At 59.7% G+C, this 26,844-nt stretch carries 12 protein-coding genes and 1 pseudogene; 8 read left to right on the top strand and 5 right to left on the bottom strand.

Annotation, left to right across the window (positions count from 1 at the left end; all coding sequences use genetic code 11):
- Positions 1–780: 780 nt before the first annotated feature.
- A complete protein-coding gene (locus tag AO240_RS07085) occupies positions 781–2,169 on the bottom strand; it encodes a class II fumarate hydratase (protein WP_099235738.1) in 1,389 nt (462 codons plus the stop codon).
- Between the two features lie 194 nt (positions 2,170–2,363).
- Between AO240_RS07085 and AO240_RS07090 the strand changes: the two genes are divergently transcribed.
- From AO240_RS07090 to AO240_RS07100, 3 genes are all read left to right on the top strand, one after another.
- Entirely contained in the window at positions 2,364–2,882 is a 519-nt protein-coding gene (locus AO240_RS07090) for a DUF2059 domain-containing protein (RefSeq protein WP_003236690.1), read from the top strand.
- Between the two features lie 6 nt (positions 2,883–2,888).
- The gene (locus AO240_RS07095; RefSeq protein WP_099235740.1) at positions 2,889–3,182 is read left to right on the top strand and encodes a BolA family transcriptional regulator; all 294 of its coding nucleotides are present in this window, start codon (positions 2,889–2,891) and stop codon (positions 3,180–3,182) included.
- A gap of 136 nt (positions 3,183–3,318) precedes the next feature.
- On the top strand, positions 3,319–6,312 hold the full coding sequence (locus AO240_RS07100; protein ID WP_099235742.1) for an RHS repeat-associated core domain-containing protein: 2,994 nt from the start codon (positions 3,319–3,321) through the stop codon (positions 6,310–6,312).
- Positions 6,313–6,393: 81 nt separating this feature from the next.
- Here the strand turns inward: AO240_RS07100 and AO240_RS07105 are convergent, their stop codons facing one another.
- From AO240_RS07105 to AO240_RS07115, 3 genes are read right to left on the bottom strand one after another with little or no spacing between them, the layout of a single operon-like run.
- A complete protein-coding gene (locus tag AO240_RS07105; RefSeq protein ID WP_099235744.1) occupies positions 6,394–10,992 on the bottom strand; it encodes a SpvB/TcaC N-terminal domain-containing protein in 4,599 nt (1,532 codons plus the stop codon).
- The gene (locus AO240_RS07110; RefSeq protein ID WP_099235746.1) at positions 10,989–15,803 is read right to left on the bottom strand and encodes a neuraminidase-like domain-containing protein; all 4,815 of its coding nucleotides are present in this window, start codon (positions 15,801–15,803) and stop codon (positions 10,989–10,991) included. Before AO240_RS07110 ends, AO240_RS07105 begins: the two co-directional genes overlap by 4 nt.
- 43 nt (positions 15,804–15,846) lie before the next feature.
- Positions 15,847–18,639, bottom strand: coding sequence for a Tc toxin subunit A (locus AO240_RS07115; protein WP_256585877.1), 2,793 nt, complete (start codon positions 18,637–18,639; stop codon positions 15,847–15,849).
- Between the two features lie 236 nt (positions 18,640–18,875).
- Between AO240_RS07115 and AO240_RS07120 the strand changes: the two genes are divergently transcribed.
- The 5 genes from AO240_RS07120 (at position 18,876) to AO240_RS07140 (ending at position 25,804) form a co-directional block, all read left to right on the top strand.
- Positions 18,876–19,817 carry a rhodanese-related sulfurtransferase gene (locus tag AO240_RS07120; RefSeq protein ID WP_099235750.1) on the top strand — a complete coding sequence of 314 codons (942 nt, stop codon included), beginning with the start codon at positions 18,876–18,878 and terminating at the stop codon, positions 19,815–19,817.
- Positions 19,818–19,820: 3 nt separating this feature from the next.
- Positions 19,821–20,456 (top strand): DsbA family protein, encoded by a 636-nt coding sequence (locus AO240_RS07125; protein WP_099235752.1) that lies wholly within the window; start codon positions 19,821–19,823, stop codon positions 20,454–20,456.
- A 7-nt stretch (positions 20,457–20,463) separates the two neighbouring features.
- Positions 20,464–22,281: an ABC transporter ATP-binding protein gene (locus tag AO240_RS07130; RefSeq protein WP_099235918.1), complete on the top strand. Its 1,818-nt coding sequence runs from the start codon at positions 20,464–20,466 to the stop codon at positions 22,279–22,281.
- Positions 22,282–22,477: 196 nt separating this feature from the next.
- Positions 22,478–24,952 carry an EAL domain-containing protein gene (locus tag AO240_RS07135; protein ID WP_099235754.1) on the top strand — a complete coding sequence of 825 codons (2,475 nt, stop codon included), beginning with the start codon at positions 22,478–22,480 and terminating at the stop codon, positions 24,950–24,952.
- Between the two features lie 78 nt (positions 24,953–25,030).
- Positions 25,031–25,804: a TenA family transcriptional regulator gene (locus AO240_RS07140; protein ID WP_371918604.1), complete on the top strand. Its 774-nt coding sequence runs from the start codon at positions 25,031–25,033 to the stop codon at positions 25,802–25,804.
- A 47-nt stretch (positions 25,805–25,851) separates the two neighbouring features.
- On the opposite strand, the pseudogene AO240_RS07145 reads toward AO240_RS07140, so the two are convergent.
- Positions 25,852–26,775: pseudogene (locus tag AO240_RS07145) on the bottom strand (GGDEF domain-containing protein); the annotation flags it as partial.
- Positions 26,776–26,844: the final 69 nt, after the last annotated feature.

Raw genomic sequence — 26,844 nt, forward strand, 5'->3', positions numbered from 1 at the left:
AGCAAGAGCACGGCGGCCTGAAAGCCGACCTGAGTGGTTGAAGCAGATCAGAAGCAGGTCAAAGGCGGGTCTTGAGTACACAGCAGATCTGTTTTTTTGCTTTTTGTGGGAGGGGGCTTGCTCCCGATAGCAGTTTTACAGTTGATACATGAATTGACTGACCCACCGCCATCGGGAGCAAGCCCCCATGTGGGAGGGGGCTTGCTCCCGATAGCAGTTTTACAGTTGATACATGAATTGACTGACCCACCGCCATCGGGAGCAAGCCCCCTCCCACAGTTTGACCAGATTCTGCTTGGGGGATTGGGTCGGCTTTCGGGCCTCCGGCTTAGATGATCGTTCCCACGCTCTGCGTGGTAATGCCGCTCCGGACGCTCTGCGTCCCGCTTTTTCAGCCATAAATCTCCCACATTTGACCGCATTCAGCGTGTGAGATTGGGTCGGCTTTCAGGCCGCCTGCTTTTGATTGTGATCTTGATCTAGAAGCGCCCCGTTAAACCACGATGGCCGAACGCAGATATTACGGAGCGGGTAAACCGGCAGGACGCCGGTTTAGCCGCGACGGGGCAGGGACGCCCCGTCGCGGCGGCCCGCTCCGTAATATCGGAGTGAGGGCACACCGAGCCTAAGCGAGGTGCCGAGTGGTGGGGCAAGAGCGTTTTGGTTACTTTTGCGCTCTATCAAAAGTGACCCGCTGTAAGAGCGGAACCGATATAAGCCATAACCTCAACAACGGATATGCACCCAAAACCCAAGTCACAAACCTAAACGGCTATACGCTTAGTGCCCCGCTTCGAGCATGTTTTCCGGGCGTACCCACTGGTCGAACTCGGCGTCGGTGAGGTAACCCAGCGCCAGCGCCGCTTCGCGCAACGTCAGCCCTTCGGCGTACGCTTTCTTGGCGATCTGCGCCGACTTGTCGTAGCCGATATGCGGGTTAAGCGCCGTCACCAGCATCAGCCCGCGCTCCAGGTGTTCGGCCATTTGCTCGGCATCCGGCTCAAGACCGGCAACGCAGTGTTCCTGGAAGTTGTTGCAGCCGTCGGCCAGCAGGCGGATCGACTCAAGCAGGTTGTGGATGATCACCGGCTTGTACACGTTCAACTGCAAGTGCCCCTGGCTGGCGGCAATGCCGATGGTCACGTCATTGCCCAGCACCTGGCACGCCAGCATCGACAGTGCTTCGCACTGGGTAGGGTTGACCTTGCCCGGCATGATCGAGCTGCCCGGTTCGTTGGCCGGCAACTTGACCTCGGCCAGCCCGGCGCGCGGGCCGGAGCCCAGCAGGCGCAGGTCGTTGGCGATTTTCATCAGCGCCACGGCCAGGGTTTTCAGCGCGCCGTGCAGGGTCACCAGTGGCTCATGGCCTGAGAGCGCGGCAAATTTGTTCGGCGCAGTCACGAACGGCAAACCCGACAAGGCCGCCAGCTCGGCGGCAATCGCTTCACCAAAGCCGTGCGGTGAATTCAGCCCGGTGCCGACGGCGGTACCGCCCTGGGCCAGTTCGCAGGCTGCAGGCAGGGCGCTGCGAATCGCGCGTTCGGCGTAATCCAACTGGGCGATAAACGCCGAGAGTTCCTGGCCAAAGGTGATCGGCGTGGCGTCCATCATGTGCGTGCGGCCGGTTTTCACCAGCTTCATGTGCCGCGCCGACAATTCTGCCAGGCCACCCGACAAGTGGGTAATCGCGGGCAGCAGTTGCTGGGTCACCGCCTGCACGGCCGCAATGCTCATAGCGGTGGGGAAGCAGTCATTCGAGCTTTGCGAGCGGTTTACATGATCATTCGGGTGCACCGGGCTCTTGCCGCCACGCGGCTTGCCCGACAGCTCGTTGGCGCGGCCGGCGATCACTTCATTGGCGTTCATGTTGCTTTGCGTACCGCTGCCGGTTTGCCACACCACCAGTGGGAACTGGTCGTCATGCGAGCCTGCAAGCACTTCGTCGGCGGCCTGTTCGATGAGGCGGGCGATATCGGCGGGCAAGTCGCCGTTGCGGTCGTTGACCCGGGCCGCAGCCTTTTTGATCAGGGCCAGCGCGTGCAGTACCGCCAGGGGCATGCGCTGCTCACCGATGGCAAAGTTGACCAGCGATCTTTGGGTCTGCGCACCCCAGTAAGCGTCATCCGGGACGTGAACTTCCCCCAGGCTGTCGGTTTCGATACGGCTCATCGGGCATACTCCTTCAGGTTCGTCTGCGCAGTTTAGGCCGTGATGCGCCTATGGGGTTCCATAAAAGACTGTTCATCGCATTGAACCCCCGTAAAACCTGGCCAAAGTAGGGGTGGGGTTGAGCCGTGGAGTTTTTTAGGCGCAGAATAGCCGCCCTTGGGGGTAAGACCTCGCCTGCTAGAAAAGGAAACTCGATGACTCGTCTTCGTGCCATCTGTACCGCGGTTGCTCTGGTTTGCGCCAGCGGCCAAGTCTTTGCCGATACCGCCAGCCACAACGCCAGTGCCGAAGCTTTCCTGACGCTGGCGCACGCTGACAAGCTGGGCACTCCGGTGTACATGCAAGTGCAGCAAATGTTCGCTCAGCGTTTCGAACAGACCAAGGCGCCTGCCGCCAAGCAGTCCGTATTGGACAGCTACCAGGCCAAGGCCAACGCCGCGCTGGACCAGGCCATTGGCTGGCCTAAGCTGAAACCGGACATGGTCAAGCTTTACACCACCAACTTCAGCGAATCCGAACTCAAGGACCTGGTAGCGTTCTACCAGTCGCCATTGGGCAAGAAAGTCCTGGAAAAAATGCCGCAGCTGACCCAGCAGTCGGCCCAAATGACCCAAGCCAAGCTGGAAAGCGCCGTGCCGGTGGTGAACAAGCTGTTGGAAGACATGACCAACGAGCTGACGCCTAAAGCCGCCGCACCGGCCAAGAAGAAGTAAGCAGCAATGACCATGCAACAGCGTATCGAAACGGCACTTGCCGCCCTGAGCCCGCAACACTTGAGCGTGTTGGATGAAAGCCACCTGCACAGCCGTGGGTTGCAAACTCACTTCAAGGCCGTGCTGGTCAGCCAGCAGTTCGAGGGGCTTAACCGGGTCAAGCGCCATCAGACCGTCTACGCCACCTTGGGTGACCTGATGGGCGAGTTTCATGCGCTCGCGCTGCATACCTATTCGCCTGAAGAATGGGCGAAAATCGACGCAGCCCCGGCCTCGCCGACCTGCGCCGGCGGGCACTGAGCGCAGCCTCGACCCGCGCGAGCGGGTCGAGGCGATGTGCGTACCCGGACACACAAAACATCCTCCAGCACCACCTGCACCCATCCCCCAACACTAGCCTTTCAAGACTACTTACTCAGAATAAGGTCTTGAGGGCATGTCTAATTTGATCCATCGAAACACGCCGTCGCTGGCAGCGTTCGACCCGCGCGGGTTGATTGTGCGTAACGTCGACTATCACCGCTCTACCGCACAGGGTGAAGCGCAAGCGCGTATTCAACGTCAGGTGTTAAGCAGTACGGGCATGCTGATTGAGCAGTGGGACCCGCGCTTGTTTCAATTGTCGCGCTCGCAGCCTGGCCTTCAGCCCAATCAACGCACGGTCTACAGCCTCGGCGGGCAAGCATTGCGCACCGACAGCGTGGATGCCGGTTGGCGCATCACGTTGCCGGGCGCGGCCGGGCAGTTGCTTGAAGAATGGGATGCGCGCGGCGCCCACCAGGTGCATCACTACGATCAATACGTGCGCCCGGTTGCGGTGTTTGAACACATGGCCGGTGACGCGCAAGCGCTGTGTGTCGAACGCCTTGCCTATGCTGAACAATCGGATGAAGAGGCTGCACGCAATCGCTGTGGCCAAGTGCTGCGTCATGATGACGGGGGCGGCTCGTTGTTCCATGAGTTTTACGGGTTGCGCGCTGAAGTTATTCAGCAGACCCGGCAATTTCGGCAGGCGTCGGCAGCCCTGGATTGGCCGCAGCCCGATGCAGAGCGCGACCTGCGCCTGGCGCCCGAGCGCTTCCAGACATCGGTTGGGTTCAACGCGCTGGGTGAACGCCTGCATCACATGGATGCCAAGGGCAATCGTTTCGAGTACGCCTACGGCGTTGACGGCCAGCCGGCGAGCATTTTTCTGTTGCCCAAGGGCGGCAAGCGCACACAGTTGGTGGGCGAGCGTGATTACAACGCGGCGGGTAAGGTCACCTCAGAACGCGCCGGTAATCGTGTGCTGCGCCGCCTGCATTATCGTCCGTTCGATGGTCGCTTGCGCCAGCTGACGGCCCATCCGCCAGGCCCGCTGGCGGTGGGTAACGCGCTGCAAGACCTGACCTACGACTATGACTGCGTGGGTAACGTGGTGCGTATCGACGACCGCGCGCAGCCGACGCAATGGTCGAGTAACACCCTGGTCAATTCGGCCAGCCTTTATGATTACGACACGTTATCGCAACTGATCAAGGCCACCGGGCGCGAAACCGTCGGCAGTCATGGCGGCCCAGGTTTGCCGGCCAGCGTCGCGTTCGGCTCGACTGACGACAGCGTATGGCGCCGTTACACCCAGCAGTTCAGCTATGACGAGGCCGGCAATTTGCTGACATTGCAACACGTGCCCAGCAGCGGCACCGGCTTCACTCGCCAGCTTCGCGTGGCGGCCGGCAGCAATCATTTTTCCTCGCAGACCGCAGGCGGTGCCGCACCGGGCCTTGGCCGCGGCTTTGACCGCAGCGGCAACCTGCAAGGGCTGGAGGGCACGCCCGGCATGGGCTGGGATGTGCGCAATCAACTGGTGCGCATGACGCAAGTGGCGCGCGAGGGCGGTGACGATGATGAGGAACGTTACGCGTACGATGCGACGGGGCAGCGCATCCTCAAGCGGCGGGTAACCCACGCCAAGGGCGTGATGCATACGGCCGAGGTGCGTTATTTGCCTGGATTGGAGGTTCGACACGACAGCGCAACGGGCGAGCAGTTGAATGTACTCAACCTGAACCTGGGCACTACCACGGTGCGCGTACTGCTCTGGGATCGCCACCCTTCGGGCGTCAGCCAGGCGGTGCAGATACGTTTCGGTTTGTCGGACCACTTGGGCAGCAGCAGCCTGGAACTCGGTGAGCAGGCGCAACTGCTCAGCCAGGAAAGCTATTACGCCTACGGCGGTACGGCGTGGCGGGCGGCTAAAAACCTCAGCGAGGCGCGCTACAGGTTTATTCGCTATTCGGGCAAGGAGCGCGATGCCAGTGGGCTTTATTACTACGGGTTCAGGTATTACGCGCCTTGGTTGTGCCGTTGGGTCAGCCCGGACCCGACCGGCGATGCCGATGGCTTGAACCTGTACGCCATGGTCGGCGGTAACCCCATCACCGAGATTGACCCGCACGGGCTGACGGGCAATTCGGCGCTTGAATCGGCCAATGGAACTCAAAACCACCTGTCTTTCGTCAAGCGCGGAATCGCCGGTATGGGACGGATTTTGCGGCCACGGCTACAAGACGCCGCGTCGGCTGCGATTCGCGATGGTTTATCAACGTATATTGCCAACGCCATCGCGACAGGCATCGATCTGGCGGTGTTCAGCACCGTCGAACCCACCGCGCAACGTAACCAGATTCTGCGCTATACCGTCGCGGGGCTGGATGCACTGGCGGCGGCGCACATGAGCTCAGGGGTTGCCGGTAACTGGACGCGCTTTGCGCCACACCTTGGGGTTATTTCGGCAGGTATTGCAGGTGTTGGGTATGCCGCGCATGCCGACGCGCTGGGTGCGCAAGCCGGTGAAGGCTGGGACCCTGGGGCGACCCAGCGGCTGAGCGGGCATTTACGCTCGCTGAGCCGCGAGTTGGTGCGCCAGGTCATCCGCGGGCACGGCACCGGCGTCTCCTGGGGCAGCACGCCATTAAGGGCCAGGGTTGGACGCACCGCCGCATCGACGGCAACCTACGCGGTCGCAACCATTGCCAATGCAATGTATGGCGCGGACGTGCCTGCGCTGATCAGCCCCAACGTGGTGCCCGCGATGGAAGCCTACGATGCGGCAATGGGCACGCTGATTCGCGCCGGGCACGATACGGCCACCCGCGACCCGCATGGTCAAACCTTGCAGCTTCCAGACCCGGTAGCGACGATGCACGGTGGGCTGAGCAGAATGTTCAGTCAAGTATGGGCGTATTGGGCCTCTACGGGCGTTGAAGCCTTGACCGTCGCGATGACCGGCTTGCCCGTGGCGGCGCAAGGCCATGGCACTCGCCTGCTGGTGATGGCTGCCCGAGGCGTAATATCAGCGCTGACCGAGTGGCGCGGCTTCCTGGTCGAGGTGGCCACGCGCGGGTATGCCACCTACGGCGCGCTTTGGCGCCGACGCGCGCGCACCTGACGCAGAGTGAATGGGCCATCGTAATGGCCCATTTTAGATCGACCCACCTGCGCGGCCGTCAGCGGCACTCAGTGGCGAGGGTTATCGCACGAGCGGGTCGGGGGTGTTCGAATCGTTTAATTCGTGCATTTCTTCACAGGTGTCGTTTTCGTCCTCATTGACGGTGTACCACGCCCAGTAAGTGGTACGCCGCATGAAACCGCCTGCGGTGAATGCCTGGGTGGGGCGCCCCAGCGGGTCGTAGAATTGCCGGTCACTGTGGCCCAACTCGCGCATCGATTGATCATTGATGTAGCCATGCTTGTCGGCGAAGTAAGGGCGGTAGATACGCACGACCTGGCCCTTGTTGTTGTGTTCGACACGCTCACTGACCCGCCAGCGCGGGTCGGCCTGCACCTGGCGAAGTTGTTTTTTCAAGGCGCCGGGTGCTGCGTCCGCCAGGTCATCGACCAGCAGGTTACCGTGTTCGTCGACAGCGTTGGCCATGCCAGGCTCGGTTTTCTGTTGGCTCTGCAAGGCGCGGCTAAAGCCATCCCAGTAGCTCAAGCTGATACGGATCTGTTGCGCGCTGTCGTCCGGGTAACAGTCGGCCTGCAGCATCAGCCCATGTACCGGTGTTCGGCGGGCGGTGTCGATCAATGCCTTGAGTTGTTGTTCACTTTCGCTGAGTGCTTGGCGGCTGCTGGTCAGGCGCACCCGCGCGCGCATTCGGATATGCCCGCTGGGCAACACATACGCCTTGGCAACCCACTCAGGCTTGACCAGAGCCAAATCAATCGCGCCCATCCAGCTGAATGGAGCGTAACAGTGCGCGCTGGCCATTTTCTGCAAGACGCTTTTCGCATTTGCAATGGCAAACGCAGGCGTCACAGCCTTGAGTGGGCGGTAGTCTTGCAAGGCTGAAAACCCCACCGCAAGGTTGTGTTCATGGCCGTAAAAGGTGCTGGCGAGCACTTGTCCAAAACCGTCATACAGTGCCTCTTGAATATTGCCATTGGGGTCGACAATTTTTTTTGGCAGCAGCGTCTGATAGTCATATTCGGCGCGGGTCAAACACCCGTCCGGCGTTTTCACCCGCATGATTTGCAGCGTGTAGGGGTCGTACGCCAACCGTGTTTCGCCGTGGGCCTCGGTCGCACGCAGTGCCCTTAAACGATAAAACTGGGTGGCCTTGGCGTAGCGCGCAAAGTGCCTGCGGATGGACCACAGGCGATGCTCTGCGGGCGGCACCTCGCCGTCCAACAGAAAAAACAGCGCCAGGGTGCGGTAGCCGCTGTCCGCAAGCTTTTGCGCCAAATCTACCGCAGGCTGGTTGGGCTGGGCCGGCAGGTCTTGGTAAACATCCACGGCTTTGCCATCCAGCGCTGCGGTTTCAAGGTAATCAGTCAAGGCCTGGGCGGTCGCGACGCCGGGCTCCAGGGTCTGGCCGCGGGCACCGGCTTGCCGGTAGTACTGCACTTGCAAGCCACTCAGTTCGCGCTTGGCACTGGCGGCCAGCGGTCCGTTGCGGTTATCGATGAAGCCTTCATAGGCGATGCGCTCAAGGTTGAGTCCGTCGACGGCGGGGGCCTTGCCCAGCACCAGTGCATTGTGGCGTTGCCGGTAGGGCAAGGCCAGGCAGTGCAGCGGTGCAGCGTCCAGATGAATGTATTGCGCCAGGGTTTCGCTCAGGTAATAGAACTGTTGCGCGCTGTCATGGGTATCGCGCCACCAGCGTTGCTGGTGCTCGTCGACCAGCACGGCCGGCGCCGAGGTGTCGGCGGTTGTACGGCGTGCATAATCAATCGTGACGCCATGCACCAGGCAGCCATAAGCGTCTCGTCGCAGGTTGATCTGGTGCCGGCACACCGGGTCGTCTTGCACACCTTCGTAGTGATAGCTGATGGACTCCAGCGGCAGTGGCAGCAGCCGGGCGTAGGGCGTGTGTGTGCTGGTGGGCGCCAGTTCGCGCAGCAGGTAACGGTGTTGGGTGACTGAGTAGGGCACTGCGCCCTGCGCCGGGTCCGCGGCCATCACCTCCACGCGCAGAACCGCCCCGCTGAGTGCGCGCGCCGCTTCGCGCAACAGGGACGGCGCAGGCTCGATGATCAGGTCGTCGTGATGCTCAAGCGGCCGGTCGCGCCCGGTCGCCCTGTACCGGCTTAACAGCGTCGGGCCGATGGCCTTGGCCTGCGAGTCATGAGCGCTCTGGCCGAGGGTGGCCCTATCAATCGATTGCCCGGTATGAAACCACGTTTTGGTGCACACGGCGGCGCTGAAACCTTGAGTGTGCTGGTTGCTCTTGGGGTGGTCGGTGTCGGTCTGCAACAGCAGCCCGAAGCCATGAAACTCGCGGTCTGCCCGGTGGTAATAAGCCTGTCTGTAACGCACGCGCTGGGTGAGTTGGTTGCCGTTGATTTCATCCAGTTGGGTGTATTGGCTGGCCAGGCAGACGGCAAAGGGTAACTGGCAGAAGGCAGGCTTGGCGTTGGCACGCTGTTCACGTTTTTCATCCAGCCACTCTTGGGCGCTGCTGCGATACAGCACTGATGCGCGCGTGCCCATGTTGTTATAGGTGCGCATGAGCAGCCAGGGCTTTTGCGTGAAAAAGTCGTAGCGCCAGTGGATGGGCGTCTGGTGTGGTGCGCTGAGGATCAGGCTCGGGCAGCCCAGGCCGATCAGATCGACCAGGCTGACCTGGCAGCGCTCGTCATACCGTACGCCGTCTGGCCACGGCACGTTGATTGCCTTTGGCGCAAAGCCGTTGCCGCCTGTATTGAGGAAGACACTCAGGTAATTGGCGGTCAGGTAGAGCAAGTCTGTCGCGCCGCTGCCATTGAGGTCGACCAGCCGCACATTCGCCGCGTGGAATGTTTGATAAGGCAATGCCAACGTGGCGAACACAAACCCTTGGCCGAAACGTCCTCGACCCAGGTTCGGCCAGCATTTCACTTCGTTGTGGCGGATACGCACCAGGTGCTGTTGGCCCGTGGCGAGCACATCGCTGAAGGCCACCAGCTCGTTGGGCGAGGACGAAATGATCGGCAGGGCATCGTCGGCTGTATGCGGCACCTCGATGGCAGGCGCGAAGCCGGCTTTTCGGCGATTGGCATACAGGCGCACGCTGCGCGGGCCAATCATCGCAAAGTCATGCGCGCCTGCGCCCATCAGGTCGGCCAGCGCGCCCTGAGCATGGAAGAACTCCGACGGAAATGCATCGAAGGGTGTGAAGCCCGACCAATTGCGCTGCTCGTCCAAGCTGAAAAAACCACTCATGCCCGGCTGTGCAACCAGCCAGTCCAGACCGCCGTCGCCATTGATATCGGCCAACGCCTGGTGGATGGGCCTCGTACTGTCGGCAACCGGTATTCGCGGCAATGCTTGCGCAGCACCGAAGATCACCTCGTCGCCGCTGTCTGCGTGCTGCGGCCTGAGCGGTTCGCGGTAATACCAACTCTTGTCAGTGCGGTACAACAGCCCCGGCAGGCCCTCGCCATACAGATCGACCCACTGATGCCGATCGCCATCATTGAGCGTGGGCAGCGAGCTGAAGGCCTGATAGCGGCTTGGGTCCAACGTGAGCTGGCTCGATTGATAAAAGCATTCCAGCGGCGGGCGGCTCACGCTATTGCCCGAGCCGTCGAAGGCCTGCTCATGCGCCCCACTCAACAGGCTGGCATGTGTGCGGTCGCGGTACTCCAGCAGCAAGCGCTTGACCAGTATCGGCTCGGCGCCCATTGACGCTTCTTGGGGAAAGTGGTGAAACATCAGCACCTGGTTGCACAGGCGCAGGGTGCGTAATTCAAAGCCGAAAGAAAAGTCCGAGCAGGGGTCGTTTCGTGCGGGCCACTCACGGGCCGGCTGATACGTCGGTCGCTGATCCGCTTCAAGCGCGCGTTCGCCATAATCAAAGAGCAATTGAAAGTGCCAGCCTGTCGCCGGTTTATCCTCGGTCTGCCACAGGTAAAGCTGTTCTTGCTCCCTGGCGGTGAAGTTGCCATAGCACACGCTTTCCAGATAATGCTGGGCGCGGCAGTCGCGTGGGTAACGCGACTGCTCGGTTTCTTTTTTGTAGTGGTAATAAATGTGCTCGCCGTGGGCATTCAGGCTTTCCTGCAATAACCATTGCGCCACATGGTGCGGGTGGTCTGGATCGGCAATGCGCGCCAACGCGTTTTTGCCGTAGAAGTGCTGGCTGCCATCAGCACCTTGTATCAACCAAAAGCCTGCCTGGTCGGTTTCCGATTGCCAGTGTTCGATACGGTCGAAGCGGCTCTCGACTCTGGGAAAATGCCGGGTAACCACGTAGTCGGTGCCCAGCGCCAGGCCATTGAACGCGGCGGCGCGGTGGCTGATGATCGCGCCCTCGGCATCGCGTTCGGGTAAGGCTATTTGCGCGTCGGTGCCTAGCATCTCATCGTCGAGCGTGTAGCCGGGCACCCCCAGTGACGTACGCCGGCTAATGGCGCCGATGGGCAGCGTCCAACCCAGCCCGAACGGGCCGTTGCCGGCGTTGCTGTGGTACGTCAGCGCCATGGCTGGCGTATAGCCGCGCGCCGCCGAAACCGGCAAGGGGATTTCAAAGGTTGCCGTGCCGCTGGCACCGACGGCGCCCCAGCCCTTGCCGGTGCCCTGAATGGCACCGCCGCCTTTGGGCAGGGCCGGGCTGTTGATGTGCAGGTTGAGCGTGTCGTCGCTCATACGTTGCCCCGGCTGGCAGGCATCGCCCTGGCGGTATAGCGCAGGTGAATAACAATATCGTTGATGGTTTCGAGCAGGGCTTTTTGCTTGGCCGGATTCGGGAACTCCAGGGTCCAATCGGAGATGGCCCCGGTGTATTCAAAGGGCAGGTAGCGATCATTGCTGTCGAACGTGAGGCTGAACAGGCCGTTGTCATCAAGGCCGGTAGACAAGGCGATGTGCTGATGCCCGCGCATGTCCGTACGTCGCTCGCCGGTTGGCAGCACGATTTCGTTGCGGGTCTGGGTCAATATCGCCTTGATGTCTTCATACGGCCCCAGCGTTGCGGGCAACGACACGCTGATGCCTTTGATCCGCCGCAGGCTGTGCTCAGGGTAATCGTGTTCAAACAGCGCTTCGGTGAGTTTGAAGCACAGCGTGCCTTGGCTGACCAATTGTTGTTTTTGGGTGGCCCACGGGTCATCGGTACTCAGGAGGTGAGTGGCTTGAGCGGCGTTGGTGTGCGGCGTGGCGACCGCGCACTCGATGAAGTGATGACGCAACGAGATAGTTTTGACGATCTCCAGATCCCGCACGTTATGGTTCAAATAGGCGGTGTTCATGCTCAACAGCGATAGCTTCAGGGCCTCACCCGCCAGGTAACCGCGGTAATTGTTGTTCCAGGCGCTGGGCTGGATAAACGTGCGTGCGTAGTCCGCGACCTCGTACTGCCAGCACGCTTGCGCGGTTCGGCACAGCGAAAGGCTAAGGTCATAGACCTGGTAGTAGAACTTGCCGAGTTGAACATTTAGCCAGTCGTACAGCTGTGCCTTGGAAAAACGCCTGGCGAGTAATTGATAATTCGACCAGGCGTGTGTCAGGGCAGTTTCGGCCAGGCGCAACTGCAGGCGCGTGGCTTTTTCCTGTTCGGCGCAGGTGTGTAGCTGAGCATCCACCTGCGCCAGTTCAAGTTGCGCTTGCTCCTGGGCATAGGCCCATTCCTGTGCCCGGCGGCGGAATTGTTCGGTACGGTCAAGGTCCGCAGCCGTGCCGCGCAGCGCCGTCGCAACGCCTTGGGCCAGGGCTTGAACGGCATAGAACGGGCCTTCCCAGCGCGAGCCGCCGACACTGGTGCCGAAAATGTTTGGCGCCATCATCGCGATGCCGGCCCCAGCGCCGGCGGCGGAACCTGCTGTATCGAATCCGGTACTGGTCAAGTAGAGCAGGCCGGCATGCGTTTCCGCGGGGCTGATACCTTCCGTGAGTTGGTGCGCGTAGTAGCGCAGCCGCGCCTCGATGATGTGCCGACTGGTGTTGAGCGCCTGGCGGTTTTTCTGGTCGATCAACAACGCGTGGGTTTGTTGGGTGACGACGATATTGGCCAGGTCCCACGCTTGTTGTTGCTGTAGCTCCAGGTATTCAGACTGCTCCTTGCGTTCAATCAGGGTCAGCAGCGTATGGCCGAATTGAATCAATGCCTCGGTCGCCGTGAGCGCGTGGCCCAGCATGATCTGGAACCGATAATGGCCGACCTGCGCATCTGCAAACGCCGCGGCACGCGCGTTGTCGAAACCGCCTTTGCCCTGGCCGGCTATCAGGCTACGGGGCGACAACGAGGCCGCGTACAGCGGCAGGTGCAAGGGTTTACCGGTAATGTCGAGATTATGCCGCAGGTTATGCAGGCGGCTTTCGAGCGTGTCCCAGCGTGCCACCAGCTCACTGTTGAAGGGTAGGCACAGCGCGTCGGTCAGCGTCAGCGACGCCGCTGTGGCGCCTTCAACCGGGCGCGTTATCTCGATTTTTGGGGCTTGCTGCTCAAGTGCCGTCAAGGCTGACGAGCCGGAGCTTGCGAGGGCGGCGAGGGTGATGTTCGACCACGGTTCAAGGCGGGTGATGCTGGGGCGTGTGCCGAGAAACTGATGCGCTCGCGTGTACCACAGCTTGGCGTGGGTCAGGCTGTCCGGGGTGAGCTGGCGATAGGCTGCGTCGCCGCGATTGAGCAGAATATCGAGGTAAAACAGGTAGATCGCTTTGCGAAAATGCACCGGTGCACGAACCGCCAGTGCGTGAGGGTCGTGGGTGGCATGGCCGGGGGCCTGATCTTCTCGGAGCAGCTCGCTGAAGCCCCAAAAGGCCGGGCGGTCAGTGGAACCCTCGGCGGCCCGCGCAGGGTCGAAGAGGTAGCGGAGCCAGGTGTGTGCTTCGTCATACTGCTGTTCCTGGTTAAGGCGATGGGCAACCAGCCAGGGCACGTAAAGGAACAGCTCCCAGAAATACTTGCCGTTAGCGCCTTTAAAATCGATATCTTGCGCTGTGCCGCCCGGCGCGAGTGGAGGCTCCTGCCAGGTTTTAGGGGTTAACGAAAACAGGTGTTCGAGGCTGATATTGGCTGCCTGAATCAGCTTGCCGGCAAAGCAGGTGTTCATGCGCAGAGTGGTCGGTAGGCCGGCAGGCAGCGTGTCTATGCTGTTTGAAAAATCAATGAATTCGGCAGTGCCGAGGGTTTCCGATGCATAGCGTTTGATGGTCGGCGCGAGTTGCTGGCTAAGCGGCGCGTCAGACACGGGCGCGGCCAGTTTCAAGGTGGCGGCTTTCAGTGCGTAGCCGAGAATTTTCGGCCCGTCGGCGCTGGGCTCAAGTGTCACCACCCCATGGATCAGGGTGATACCGGACGCCGCCTGCGCGCGTGTTATTGGAATACGCGTGGTGGCCCGATGCCCGGCAGGCAGTTCGGGCGTTGAGCCGGCGAGGCTTTCGTGAGACGTGTGCTGAAAGTTGATGATTTTATGTGAATTGGCATTGATGGTTTCTGTGAAGGGGTAGTCCTGAAAGTTTGCCCCCATGATGATGTGTTTGTAGGCGCGCAACGTCGAGGTGGTCACGTTGGTGTTGTTGATCAGCAGCACATTTTGGGAGTGCAACTGGTTCATTTTTTCAGGCAGGTGGTAATGGCCGTAACGGTTAAGCGTGATGTGAAAGTGTTTGTGTGTGTACAGATTTACGAACGCGTCCTTGTCGACAAATTTGCCTTCCAGCGAAAGGGTGGTGTCGCCGACTTGCTGGGGTGTAGAGGTAAACAGTGAGCCATCTTCGTCGTGTACAGCGTTGGGGAATTCTTCATGCGTGGTCGCGTTTTTAAAATACAGTGCATAAAAATCAGAGGCTAATACTTCTGCGGTGCCGGTGATTTTAGAACCCTTGCTCAGTTTGAGTTGAGTCGTGTCGGGGTCGTCCAATGCCGCATCGGTCATCAGTGTGATGGTGATAGGCGTGGTGCGCCTTGCGCTCAAGGTAACGGTGTACGGCTGTTGAAACCGCTCGTTGAGAATCGAAGAAAATATAATCTCGTCGGTATTGGCGTCAAAAGCGACGGTGCTCTGCTCGGTGTCTTTTATGTTCAGTTGGTGGTTTTCAAAGTCCCAATCGTTTTTGTCTTCGAACGGCGTGTGCACGGTCACCGAAATCGAGTGTTTGGAGGCCGGCGTTACCTTGAACTGCAGGTTGCCCTGGTTTTTGTGTGCAAAGAAGGTGAGGTATTGCCTGGCGCTGTCAGGGAGCAATTCGCTGTAATAGCCGTTAGTGCTTTGGAGTACCGCGCGCACCCTGGTTTTCTGCGAGGGGTCGAAGGGTTCCAGCAGCCGGTTTATTTCTTCGTCCACGTCTGAGCCCGGCAGCACGCTATAACGCTCGGGGCTGCCGCCATCGGCGAGCGTAGTGATGTTGAAGGACTGGTCGATTTGCACCGCCTGAAAAAACTTGCCAATAAACAGTTCCTGCTGTTTCGGATCTTTACGGGCCGTTGCAAGTACGCTTAAAAACAGCACGGGCGGGCCGCTGGCATCGACGATTGCCACCGTTTGCGTAATTGTTTTCAGCAAGTCCGAGGTCGATGCGTTGACGTCTTCGGTGGCGCAGTACTGCTCAATGCACGCCTGCGGTACGCTCCAACTGCCGTCATGTTTTTTATAGGAAAAGTTGAGGCGAAACTTGACGTAGTGGTTGTCTATCCAGGTGCTCAGCTGTTCGGTTGTTCGCGCATTCGATTGGCTTGGTTTGAACGCGCTGGTGGGGGTGGGTTTGATGCATTCGGCCCAGATGAAAAAGATTCGATTATTAAAAAACACCGGGCGGATACTCTGCTCGGCGGTAGCGTCGGAGACCGACAAGTTGACCCTCTCCCAATCAGACCAGGCGCCTTGGGCAAGCCCTGCGTCGGAACGCTTGGACAGGTCGAGGGAGCGCCAGTAATAGGTATGCTCGGAGCTTGATTTGCCGACAAAGTAATAGATACCGCTGTACAACTCGCTTGAGCCTGCGTCGATGTACCCGTTGATCGTGCGTATGTTGGCGGTTTCTTCGAACCTGGCAAGGTAACGGTTAACCGCGGTGGTCACGGTATCGCGTTGAATTCGATATTGGCTAAGGTCGTTTTCCAAGTGTTGGAAACTCGCCGTCTTGTCACGCCGCAACGTCGGGTCCAGATAGTTGGCGGGGTGGTAGCGCAACTGTTGGTTGGCGTTCCACAGCGGGTAAGTGTGCAAGCGTTCGCGCCAGGTCTGCTGCTGTTGCGCAGTCATCGCATGCGTTTCATGGCCGGGTTCCAGGCCCAGTTGAATGCGCGTGATGTATTGCTGCAGGCTGGAAATTGCACAGGCTACCGGGCTGGTCGGCACGGCTTGGCTGACTTGCACGTCGAGTAGCCAGTACTCGTAGAGATCGTCGGCGTTGGTGATTTTACTGGTTAACGCGCCAGGCACTTTGTGGGCCAGGTAGTACGCGAGCATCGCATCGCGCAGGCTTTCATTGAGGTGTTGATTGAGCAAGTGAGACATGATCAGTCCTTGAGCAGGTCGGGAATTTGGGGGTATCAAGCAGTTATTGTTGGGCGCTGGTGAGCGCCTCACCCACTGCTTTCCATTCAACAAACGTCGAGTCGGTTTTAAGCTGGCTGGCGTGCATCAGCATGCGCGTCGACAGGCCGGTGTCGGCGCTTGCCTGGCGGCAGCGCAGCACCCAGTCCAGGCGGTCCATGGAGGTAATGCGCGGCGGCGTCAGTTGGCTGCTTAAACTGTCGATTTCACTGGCGCTCCAGCCTAAAAGTTGCGCCAGGCGCGTGTTTATTTCGCCAGGAGTGGTCCGTACAGCGCTGTTGGGTAAGGCATGGGCATGTTCGAAGTAGGCGAGAAGCTGTTCTTCGCTCGTGCCGCAGCGATTGATGCACTGTTTGAATTGCTGCATGAGGTAGAGGGTGCGCGGGGTCAGTTCAAGCAACGAAGATGCGGCGTACTCACTCTCCAGCCAGTGCGGATTGCGCAGAAATTGATGCAGTGCATGTGGGCTGAGCGGAAGTTGCAGAATGTCGGCGGCGTTGGGTAACAGCAGTATCAAGTAGCCGAGGGTGTGTAGCGGCGGGGCAGTGGGCGCGTGTAAACGCAGGAACTGATTGGCATGATCATATTTGACATAGCCGCTGGCATCGCTTGGCGCATGGGCCGTGGCTTGAATGATTGCTTTCAGGCGTAAATGAACGCGCCAGAGCTCGCCGCGCACCTCACTCATCAACGTCAGGAGGATGGGCCTCACTTGCTCAATCAAGAACGCATTACGCACAGCGTCAACGCTGATTTTAAGCGGCGTTAGAACGTCATTCAGCGCAGCTTCCAGGCTTGCGACAGCGCGCATCCTTTGCAGTACCTGGTGGCCGATGGACGCCCAGTCAATCGCCGGCAGGTGATTTTTTTCGTCGTCTCTTTCATCAGTACTTTGTTGAGGCAGGTTCAGCCGTTTCAACTTTTGCGCAAGAGACGCCTGGTCGTAGGCGGCGAACGCTTTGACCAGCTGATTAATCGCAGGGTCTTGGGCCACGTGGTGCAGCGACGGTTGCGGGGTTAACAGTGACAGGCTGTTCTGGCTGTCCTTGAGCCAGCGGCTGGCCCAGTCGAGGTGCATGAGCATATCGAGAAAGTCCGTCGCGCCTTTCGGTTTACGGCGTAATGTTGGCGTACGCCACTGCGCGGCGAAGTTCGCTTGCCCGAGTATCTGCAGCCATTGCTGGCAGTCCAGCACCGACAGGCCAAACAGGCGGGCGATGTGTGCTTGCCGATAGAGTGCGCTGACGGTTTCGAGGGTACGTGTTGCCGGCACATCGGGGCTGATCAGGCGCTGCAGCGAGGTCTGGGTGTCTTGCAGGCCCAACCCCGCGCAGAGTTGCTGCCGGGTGGTCGCGTCGAACGCACCACCGTCCAGATACAGCGGCGGCAGAGCCGAGCCTGCGCGGTTGAATACCTGATCAAACAAGGGCAGGCGCTCGCCTGAGGCATGCACCGGCAACAGATCAAGCCAGGCGGCAAACTCCTCGGCCTGCAAGCGGTAGCGTTTGCTTAAATAGCAGAAAACGCCGAGCGCTCGCAGGGTGTTATGGGTGATCAGCAGCGAAGGGTTGGTGTTGCCCTCGCAGCGCATGGCGCTGGTTATCAGGCTGTCCAGTTGCGCGAACGGCAGGCCGAGCCAGCGCTGCAGGCGAATCATGCGTTGCAACCTGTCAAAGCGCTCAAGGTTAACGTTGGCCAGTTGGGCAGGCGCGCTGTTGTCCAGGCTGATAACGGGCGTGGCGCCTCCGTTGACGTAACACGCGCCGTACGTCAGGTGCGTGCTCTGCGGGCAGTAAGGCGATTTGCGCGGTGCGTGCGTCTGTTGCGCAAGCAGCGCCTGAAGTTGGTCGGCATCGAGCTGCGTCAGGCGCAGAAAGTCGCTGATCTTCTCGGGGCCTTTTGGCGCCTCCTGCCACTGGTAATAGTCACGGTAAAAAGTGTGCGCGCCGTCTGCGGCGACCAGGCTGTTTTTCAGCAGTGTTTGTTGTTCAGGGCTCAACCCGGATAACAGGCATTGGACCTCGTTATTCTGGCTGATGACCTGCCCGTAAGCGCCGGCTTTTGCTGCCAGCGGCAGTTCGCGACTGATGCGATAGTTCAATTCGCCCAACGCCGGCGTGTCACCCGCCAGGCTCAGTCGGCATTGCTGATGGTGGAAGTGGTAAGGCAGAGAAAACGGATACCAGGTCTTGCTCAGTAACGTGTAGGCATCCTTGTCGTCGGCGCCGGTTATATGGTTGAGCAAGGTCTGGTTGATGATCGACAACACGGGCACCTGGCCCGACACGCTGTGTTGGTCGATCACCAGCGCGTGCATGTCCGCGCGTCGATCGTTCAACGTGACCGCGTTTGACCCCTGGGCGTTTTGTTCCAGTTGCAGGGCGAACAGGTAGAGCGCGCGCAGGTACGCCGCCGGAGAATCGACTGCGGCGATCGAGGTGCTGGAGCAGAACTGTTGCCAGTTCTCGTTGAACAAGGCTTGGTAGGTCGCTCCGGTTTCGCCGGCAACCTTGCGTTTATTGCGCAGGGCAGTGGCGTCTGACGCGACTTGTTGTTGGCGAAATAATGCTTCCAGCTGCGCGGCGGCACTCTGGGCCTTGAGGTATACCGGGTGGGCTTCGTCGTCATTGCAGGTTGCCAATTGCTTGGTGAACTCGCGCTCGGACACACGCACGATGTCGAACACCGAGTTGATATTGAGGCGCTGCAGAGCGGTCTTGAAATCGTCCCGGCCACGCGCAGGCGGGCGGGTGTGATCAATCAGTTGAGCAAGTAAAGGGCTGGTGTCGGCTTCCATATCCATAGGTTCCTTCAGTCCCTCCGGCAAATCCGCAGGGGCAGGAAACGCTATCACGCAGGCCGTCGCGGCTTGCGTCAGGCGGTGCTGCGATAGCACTAGGGAAATATCAACGCGTCAGAGTCGATGCCATACCCAGGCAGGTTTTGCTAGAATTCGCGCTCGCCGCCTTTACCTCGGCGTTTTTTTGTATCCGGTTCACCCTTTACGAGGGTAGCCACCTGGAGAGAACACCCATGACTCAACCGATTGTCGTGGCGGCACTGTATAAGTTCGTCACCCTCGAAGATTACGTCGCCCTGCGCGAGCCACTGCTGCAGGCGATGGTCGACAATGGCATCAAAGGCACTTTGCTGATCGCCGAAGAAGGCATCAACGGCACCGTTTCCGGCAGCCGCGAAGGCATTGATGGCCTGATGGCCTGGCTGAAGAACGACCCGCGCATGGTCGACATCGACCACAAAGAATCCTATTGCGACGACCAGCCTTTCTACCGCACCAAGGTCAAACTGAAAAAAGAGATCGTGACCCTGGGCGTTGAAGGCGTCGACCCGAACAAAAAAGTCGGCACCTACGTCAACCCGCAGGACTGGAACGCGCTGATTAGCGACCCGGAAGTGTTATTGATCGACACGCGCAACGACTACGAAGTGTCGATCGGCACCTTTGAAGGCGCAATCGACCCGAAAACCACCAGTTTTCGCGAATTTCCCGACTACATCAAAGCCAACTTCGACCCGGCCAAGCACAAGAAAGTCGCGATGTTCTGCACGGGCGGCATTCGTTGCGAGAAGGCCTCAAGCTACATGCTCGGCGAAGGCTTTGACGAGGTTTACCACCTCAAGGGCGGCATCCTTAAGTACCTCGAAGAGGTGCCGCAGGCGGAGACTAAATGGCAGGGCGACTGCTTTGTGTTCGACAACCGCGTGACCGTGCGCCACGACCTGAGCGAAGGCGACTACGATCAATGCCATGCCTGCCGCACACCGGTGAGCGTAGAAGACCGCGCGTCCGAGCACTATGTGGCTGGCATCAGTTGCCCGCATTGCTGGGATAAGCTGCCGGAGAAGACCCGTCGCAGCGCAATCGACCGGCAAAAGCAGATTGACCTGGCCAAGGCCCGCAATATGCCGCACCCGATTGGCTTCAACTACAAGCAAACCCCTTCCGAGGCCTGACCGATGCCCGCGCGCCTGCTCTATGTGATGGACCCGATGTGTTCCTGGTGCTGGGGCTTTGCGCCCGTTGCCAAAGCCTTGGTCGAGCAGGCCCAGGCCGCCGGCGTCGAACTGCACCTGGTGGTGGGCGGCTTGCGCACCGGCAGCGGCGCGGCATTGGAACCCACCACCCGGCGCTACATCCTCGAACACTGGCAGGCAGTCACCGATGCCACCGGTCAGTCGTTTACATTTGAGGGCGCGTTGCCCGAAGGTTTTGTCTACGACACTGAGCCGGCCTGCCGCGCCATCGTCACCGCGCGCAGCCTGGCACCGGATTGCGCCTGGACGCTGCTGGGGCTGATCCAGCAGGCGTTCTATGTAGAGGGGCGCGATGTGACCCTCGCCAGTGTGCTGGTGGAATTGGCGGAGGAGGCGGGCATACCGCGTATCGAGTTTGCCGGCGCCTTCGACCGCGCCGAGCAACACGCCGCGACGGCCGCCGATTTTACCTGGGTGAAGGATTTGGGCATCGACGGTTTCCCGACGTTGCTCGCCGAGCGTAATGGCCAGATGGCCTTGCTGACCAACGGCTACCAGCCGCTGTCCGAGCTGTCGCCATTGCTCGCCCGTTGGTTGGAGCGAGCTTCCTGTGTATGAACAGCCTGTGCATGACCAGCCGGACGGTGGCGAGCCGCCACAGCGCACTGATCGTCTGACCTGGGCAGAAATTCGCCGCCTCGCCCTGCGTCATAAAAAATCCCTGTGGATCGCCAATGGCGTCGCCGTGCTGGCGACCCTGTGCAGCGTGCCCATCCCTTTGCTGTTGCCGTTACTGGTCGACGAGGTGCTGCTGGGGCAGGGCGATGCGGCGCTCAAGGTGATGAACCATGCGCTGCCCTTGGGCTGGCAGAAGGCGGCCGGTTATATCGGCCTGATGCTGTTGGTGACCTTGACGCTGCGCTCCGGCGCGCTGGTGTTCGGCGTGGTGCAGTCGCGGTTGTTTGCGCGGCTGGCCAAAGACATCGTGTATCGCATTCGCGTGCGGCTGATCGAACGGCTCAAGCGCATTTCCCTGAGTGAATACGAAAGCCTCGGCAGCGGCACGGTCACCACGCATCTGGTGACTGACCTGGACACGCTGGACAAGTTTGTCGGCGAAACCCTCAGCCGTTTCCTCGTGGCCATGCTGACCCTGGTTGGCACCTCGGCGATTCTGGTGTGGATGCACTGGCAACTGGCGTTGCTGATTTTGTTGTTCAACCCATTGGTGATCTACGCCACCGTGCAGTTGGGCAAGCGCGTCAAACACCTGAAGAAGCTGGAGAACGACAGCACCTCACGCTTCACGCAGGCGCTGACCGAAACCCTCGACGCTATCCAGGAAGTGCGCGCCGGCAACCGTCAGGGCTTTTTCCTCGGGCGCCTTGGCCAGCGTGCCAAGGAAGTGCGTGACTACGCGATTCACTCGCAGTGGAAAACCGACGCCTCCAGCCGCGCCAGTGGCTTGCTGTTCCAGTTCGGCATCGACATCTTTCGCGCGGCGGCGATGCTCACCGTATTGTTTTCCGACCTGTCGATCGGCCAGATGCTCGCGGTATTCAGCTACTTATGGTTCATGATCGGCCCGGTGGAGCAGTTGCTCAACCTGCAATACGCCTTCTATGCGGCGGGCGGGGCGCTGACGCGGATCAACGAACTGTTGGCGCGTGCCGACGAGCCGCAATACGCAGGCGGCGAAGACCCGTTCACCGGGCGTGAGACCGTCGGCATTGAGGTGCGTGGCCTTGATTTCGGCTATGGCGACGACCGCGTGCTCGATCAGTTGAACCTGACCATCGCGCCGGGTGAGAAGGTGGCGATTGTCGGCGCCAGCGGCGGCGGCAAAAGTACTCTGGTGCAATTGCTGTTGGGGCTCTACACGCCGCAGGCCGGCAGCATTCGCTTTGGCGGGGCGACCCAGCAGGAAATCGGGCTCGCGACCATTCGTGAAAACGTTGCGGTGGTGCTGCAACATCCGGCGCTGTTCAACGACACGGTGCGCGCCAACCTGACCATGGGCCGCACACGTACCGACCAAGCGTGCTGGCAGGCACTGGAAATCGCCCAATTGGATGCTACCGTCAAGGCACTGCCCTTGGGCCTGGACAGTGTGGTGGGGCGCTCCGGCGTGCGTTTTTCCGGCGGGCAGCGCCAACGCTTGGCCATCGCCAGAATGGTATTGGCCGAGCCTAAAGTGGTGATCCTGGATGAGGCCACCTCCGCCCTGGACGCAGCCACCGAGTACAACCTCCATCAGGCGCTGGCGCGGTTTCTCAGTGGGCGTACTACACTGATCATCGCCCACCGGCTTTCGGCGGTGAAACAGGCTGACCGCGTGCTGGTGTTTGATGGTGGGCATATCGCCGAGGATGGCGACCATCAGCAACTGATCGCCGATGGCGGCCTTTATGCAAAGCTGTACGGGCATTTACAGCAAGTTTGAACTGTTTAGTTTGAAACATGTTCTGTGCTTAGTACCAGGGCACTCTGCAAAAACAGTGGCCCTCCTGAACTGTTTACGGCGCCCGCCTTAGATAGGCACGTCGTAGCTGATCGGACTGAACGAAGTTAGCCAGAGCTGTGCTGTCAGGAGCGTTAACCACTCGCGTGTTTTTGGTAGTGCTGATGCAAGGGACCTCATGAAGCAAAAGCGCACTCTTGGAATGACGTTTAGTACCCCTCGGTTATTGGGCATCGTCTGGCCTTTTATCGCAGTGGTAGTGTTTCAGGCTTTATTGGGTTGCGTGAGCCTTTACGTACTCTCGGCTGTACGCGGTTATGTGGCGGGCGAAAGTCTGTGGTCCAAAGGCCAGAAAGACGCCATCTATTACCTCACCCTTTACGCCGACAAGCGCGACGAGGCGACCTTCCTCAAATACCAGCAAGCCATCGCCGTGCCTCAGGGCGGGCACCAATTGCGCATTGCTCTGGACCGTCCCACGCCAGACCTCGCCGCTGCGCGCCAAGGCATTCTCAAAGGCGGCAACCACCCCGATGACGTGTCCAGCCTGATCTGGCTGTACCTCAATTTCCGGCATTTTACCTACCTGGAAAAAGCCATTGAATTGTGGACCGTGGGCGACGCTTACCTGGTGCAATTGGATGACTTGGCCCAGGCGATGCATCGGGCGATCCGCAGCGGTCAAGTCAACAGCCTTGATGTGAGTGAATGGAAGGCGCACATCATTGCGATCAATGACGGCGTCGCCCCAGCCGCCAAGGCCTTCAGCGATGCCTTGGGCGAAGGTTCGCGGGTCATCCTGCGGCTGTTGTTGATCACCAACCTTGCGACCGCCCTGGGCCTGATCGCCCTGGCGCTGTTGCGTACGCACAAATTGCTGACCCAGCGCCATGCGTTCGCCGACGCGTTGCAGATGGAGCGCGAGCGTGCGCAGACTACCCTTGAGTCGATCGGTGACGGCGTGATCACCACCGATGTCGACGGCGCCATCGCCTACATGAACCCTGCGGCCGAGGCGCTGACCCACTGGAAAACCGCTCAGGCGCAGGGCTTGCCCCTGGCGGCATTATTCAAGCTGCTGGATGAAAACGCCGAGCCCGACGGTTTTGCCCTGATCGAGCACATCATCAAAGGCCGGCTCAGTGGCGGCAGCGAACACTCCAAACTGATCCAGCGTCTGGACGGCAGCACGGTGTCGGTCACCCTGGTGGGCGCGCCGATCATCAGTGCCGGCCGGGTCAGCGGCGCAGTGCTGGTGCTGCACGACATGACTCAGGAGCGACAGTACATCGCCAATTTGTCGTGGCAAGCGACCCACGACGCCTTGACGGGCCTGGCCAACCGCCGCGAATTCGAGTTCCGTCTCGAGCAGGTGCTGCAACAGGTGACGCGCCAGCCAAACGCAAGGCATGCGCTGATGTTTCTCGACCTGGACCAGTTCAAGCTGGTCAACGACACCTGCGGTCATGCGGCGGGTGACGAGCTGTTACGGCATATTTGCGCACTGCTGCAATCAGACTTGCGCGAAGGTGACACCCTGGCGCGCCTGGGCGGCGACGAGTTCGGCATTCTGTTGGAGAACTGCCCGGCACTGGTCGCGGAGAAGATCGCCGAAAGCCTGCGGCACACCGTGCAAAGCCTGCATTTTGTGTGGAAGGGTCGCCCGTTCATGACCACTGTGAGTATTGGCCTGGTGCATATCTCGCACACCCCGACCACCTTGGAAACGTCGCTGCGGGCCGCCGATATGGCGTGCTATATGGCCAAGGAAAAGGGCCGCAACCGTGTGCAGGTGTATCACGCCGATGACTCGGAGCTGTCCGTGCGTTTTGGCGAAATGGCCTGGGTGCAGCGTTTGCATATCGCCCTGGAGGAAAACCGCTTTTGCCTGTATGCGCAGGAAATCTCGGCGTTGGGCAACACCGACGCCGGTCACGGGCATATCGAAATCCTGCTCCGACTGCACGACGAGGCAGGTCGAATAATTCTTCCCAACAGTTTTATTCCCGCGGCCGAACGTTATGGGTTGATGACGTCCCTGGACCGCTGGGTAGTTGATAATGTATTCAAAATTATTGCCCGCTGTATACATGAGCGGCCAGGCCGCCCCATGGCCATGTGTGCGATAAATCTGTCAGGCATTACTATCGGAGATGACGATTTTTTAGAGTTTTTACATGAGAAATTCGAGGCTTACAGCATACCTGCGGAAATGATTTGTTTTGAAATAACCGAGACCGTTGCTATTGCCAATTTGGGCAGTGCGATCAGGTTTATTAATGAACTCAAAGCCTTAGGCTGTCATTTCTCACTCGATGACTTCTGTGCCGGAATGTCCTCATTCGCTTATCTCAAACATTTACCTGTAGACTTCTTGAAGATCGATGGAAGTTTCGTAAAGGATATGCTGGACGACCCGATTAACCGCGCTATGGTCGAAGTGATTAACCATATAGGTCACGTCATGGGTAAGCGCACAATTGCCGAGTTTGTTGAAACACCGCAAATCGAACAGGCACTGCTTGAGATCGGTGTGGACTACGCTCAAGGCTACCTGATTGAGCGCCCGCAGTTGTTTACCTGTGACAGCTTGCAATGCCGACCCGCGCGGCCGCAGCCTTTGCTGTTCAAGGCGCCCGGCACGTTCCGCTGAAACATCTGCTGGTCTGTAAAATCACACTAAAAAAGGAGCCTTACAGTGATCGACACATTCAACAGAACCGGCCCGCTTATGGAAGCCTCGAGTTACCCTGCCTGGGCGCAGCAATTGATCCAGGACTGTAGCGAAAGCAAGCGCCGGGTTGTCGAGCACGAACTGTACCAGCGCATGCGTGATAGCACGCTCAGCGCCAAGACCCTGCGTCACTACCTGATCGGTGGTTGGCCAGTGGTCGAACAGTTTGCCTTGTACATGGCACAGAACCTCACCAAGACCAAGTTTGCCCGCCATCCTGGCGAGGATATGGCCCGCCGGTGGTTGATGCGCAATATTCGTGTGGAACTCAACCACGCCGATTATTGGGTGCATTGGGCCCGCGCGCATGGTGTCAGCCTCGAAGAGCTGCAAGCGCAGAACGTACCGCCTGAGTTGCACGCACTGAGCCATTGGTGCTGGCACACCAGCTCGGCCGATTCATTGATCGTCGCGATTGCTGCGACCAACTATGCGATCGAGGGGGCGACCGGGGAGTGGTCCGCCGTGGTCTGTTCTACCGGTGTGTATGCGGCAGCCTTCCCTGAAGAAGACCGCAAGCGCGCCATGAAGTGGCTGAAGATGCATGCCCAGTACGACGATGCTCACCCTTGGGAAGCGCTGGAAATCATCTGCACCCTGGCCGGCATGAACCCAAGCAAAGCCCTGCAGGTAGAGCTGCGCGATGCCGTACGCAAGAGCTACGACTACATGTACCTGTTTTTGGAAAGCTGCATGCGCCTGGAAGCCGACCAGGAAAAGCCGCCAGCGGTATTTCGCGAGCGTCAGGCGCGCATCGCCAGCGAGGCTTGATGTAAGCGAGGTGGCGGGCATGTGAGGGGGATGTGGCGGGGTAGTTCCCCCGCCATTGCCAGGCGGTTGCGGCCCTCGCGTTTGGCCACGTACAAGGCGCTGTCCGCCCGGCGCAAAAGGCTTTCGGCAGACTCGGCGGCCAACAAGGTCGAGCAGCCCAGGCTTACCGTCAAGTCAATGCGCATGTCATCTGCCCAATAATCCTGAGCTTGCGCTGCGCGGCGCAAGCGCTCGCCGACCATTTCTGCCGCGTCCCGGCCGGTATTTGAGAGCAGGATCAGAAACTCTTCCCCGCCAAACCGAAACACCATGTCCACATTGCGCAGCTGGCTTTTGATCGAGGCGGCCACCGCGCGCAGCACCGCATCGCCGGCTGCATGGCCGTAGGTGTCGTTAATTGTCTTGAAGTGATCAATGTCCAGCATCAGCAAGGACAGCGGACTCATGTGCCGCTTCGCCATGTCGATTTCCCGTTGCAGGGTCTGGTCCATGGCGATGCGATTGCCGGTTTCAGTCAATGGATCACGCAGGGCGCTACGGGTGGCGGCGCGGTAGAGCAGCGCGTTGCGCATAGGGTAAAGCAAGCTCGCCAGCAGGGACTCAAGCTGGCCGAGTTCGTCTTCCATCAAGCGTTGATTGCGACGGAATATCAGCTCGCCCAAATGCTCGCCTTCATGGCTCAACGTGTAGCTGACCGAATGGTGGCCGCGCTGCCCGAACTCCAGGCGCAAGTCGCTGGCTTCATGGCGATAGTGCAGCGCGTCGAGAGGCACCAACCGCTGGATCTCACGAAAGAACAAGCCCAGGATGCGTTCTGGTTCCAGGCTGGTCTGCAATTGCTGACCCAATTGCCGGCGAAGTTCGGAAAAAGTGACGGGGCGGTGAGGACGCAGAGATGGCTGACCAAACCCCAGGCGTTGCAATTTAGCGCTGTCGAAGTCAATTGCGTTGGTCTGGGTCGGTGTTTTCATAAGTTGACGGCCTCTAAGCGCTAAACTGTCCTACAGGCTCGGTGAGCGTGGCGAGTGCCAAGCGTCTGA

Origin of the sequence: Pseudomonas sp. ICMP 460, assembly GCF_002723595.1 — a bacterium.
Lineage (GTDB): Bacteria > Pseudomonadota > Gammaproteobacteria > Pseudomonadales > Pseudomonadaceae > Aquipseudomonas > Aquipseudomonas kitaguniensis.

Bases quoted from the DNA above. Each gene is read 5' to 3' on its own strand.
- AO240_RS07085 (WP_099235738.1), bottom strand. From the start codon at position 2,169: ATGAGCCGTATCGAAACCGACAGCCTGGGGGAAGTTCACGTCCCGGAT.
- AO240_RS07090 (WP_003236690.1), top strand. From the start codon at position 2,364: ATGACTCGTCTTCGTGCCATCTGTACCGCGGTTGCTCTGGTTTGCGCC.
- AO240_RS07095 (WP_099235740.1), top strand. From the start codon at position 2,889: ATGACCATGCAACAGCGTATCGAAACGGCACTTGCCGCCCTGAGCCCG.
- AO240_RS07100 (WP_099235742.1), top strand. From the start codon at position 3,319: ATGTCTAATTTGATCCATCGAAACACGCCGTCGCTGGCAGCGTTCGAC.
- AO240_RS07105 (WP_099235744.1), bottom strand. From the start codon at position 10,992: ATGAGCGACGACACGCTCAACCTGCACATCAACAGCCCGGCCCTGCCC.
- AO240_RS07110 (WP_099235746.1), bottom strand. From the start codon at position 15,803: ATGTCTCACTTGCTCAATCAACACCTCAATGAAAGCCTGCGCGATGCG.
- AO240_RS07115 (WP_256585877.1), bottom strand. From the start codon at position 18,639: ATGGAAGCCGACACCAGCCCTTTACTTGCTCAACTGATTGATCACACC.
- AO240_RS07120 (WP_099235750.1), top strand. From the start codon at position 18,876: ATGACTCAACCGATTGTCGTGGCGGCACTGTATAAGTTCGTCACCCTC.
- AO240_RS07125 (WP_099235752.1), top strand. From the start codon at position 19,821: ATGCCCGCGCGCCTGCTCTATGTGATGGACCCGATGTGTTCCTGGTGC.
- AO240_RS07135 (WP_099235754.1), top strand. From the start codon at position 22,478: ATGAAGCAAAAGCGCACTCTTGGAATGACGTTTAGTACCCCTCGGTTA.
- AO240_RS07140 (WP_371918604.1), top strand. From the start codon at position 25,031: ATGGAAGCCTCGAGTTACCCTGCCTGGGCGCAGCAATTGATCCAGGAC.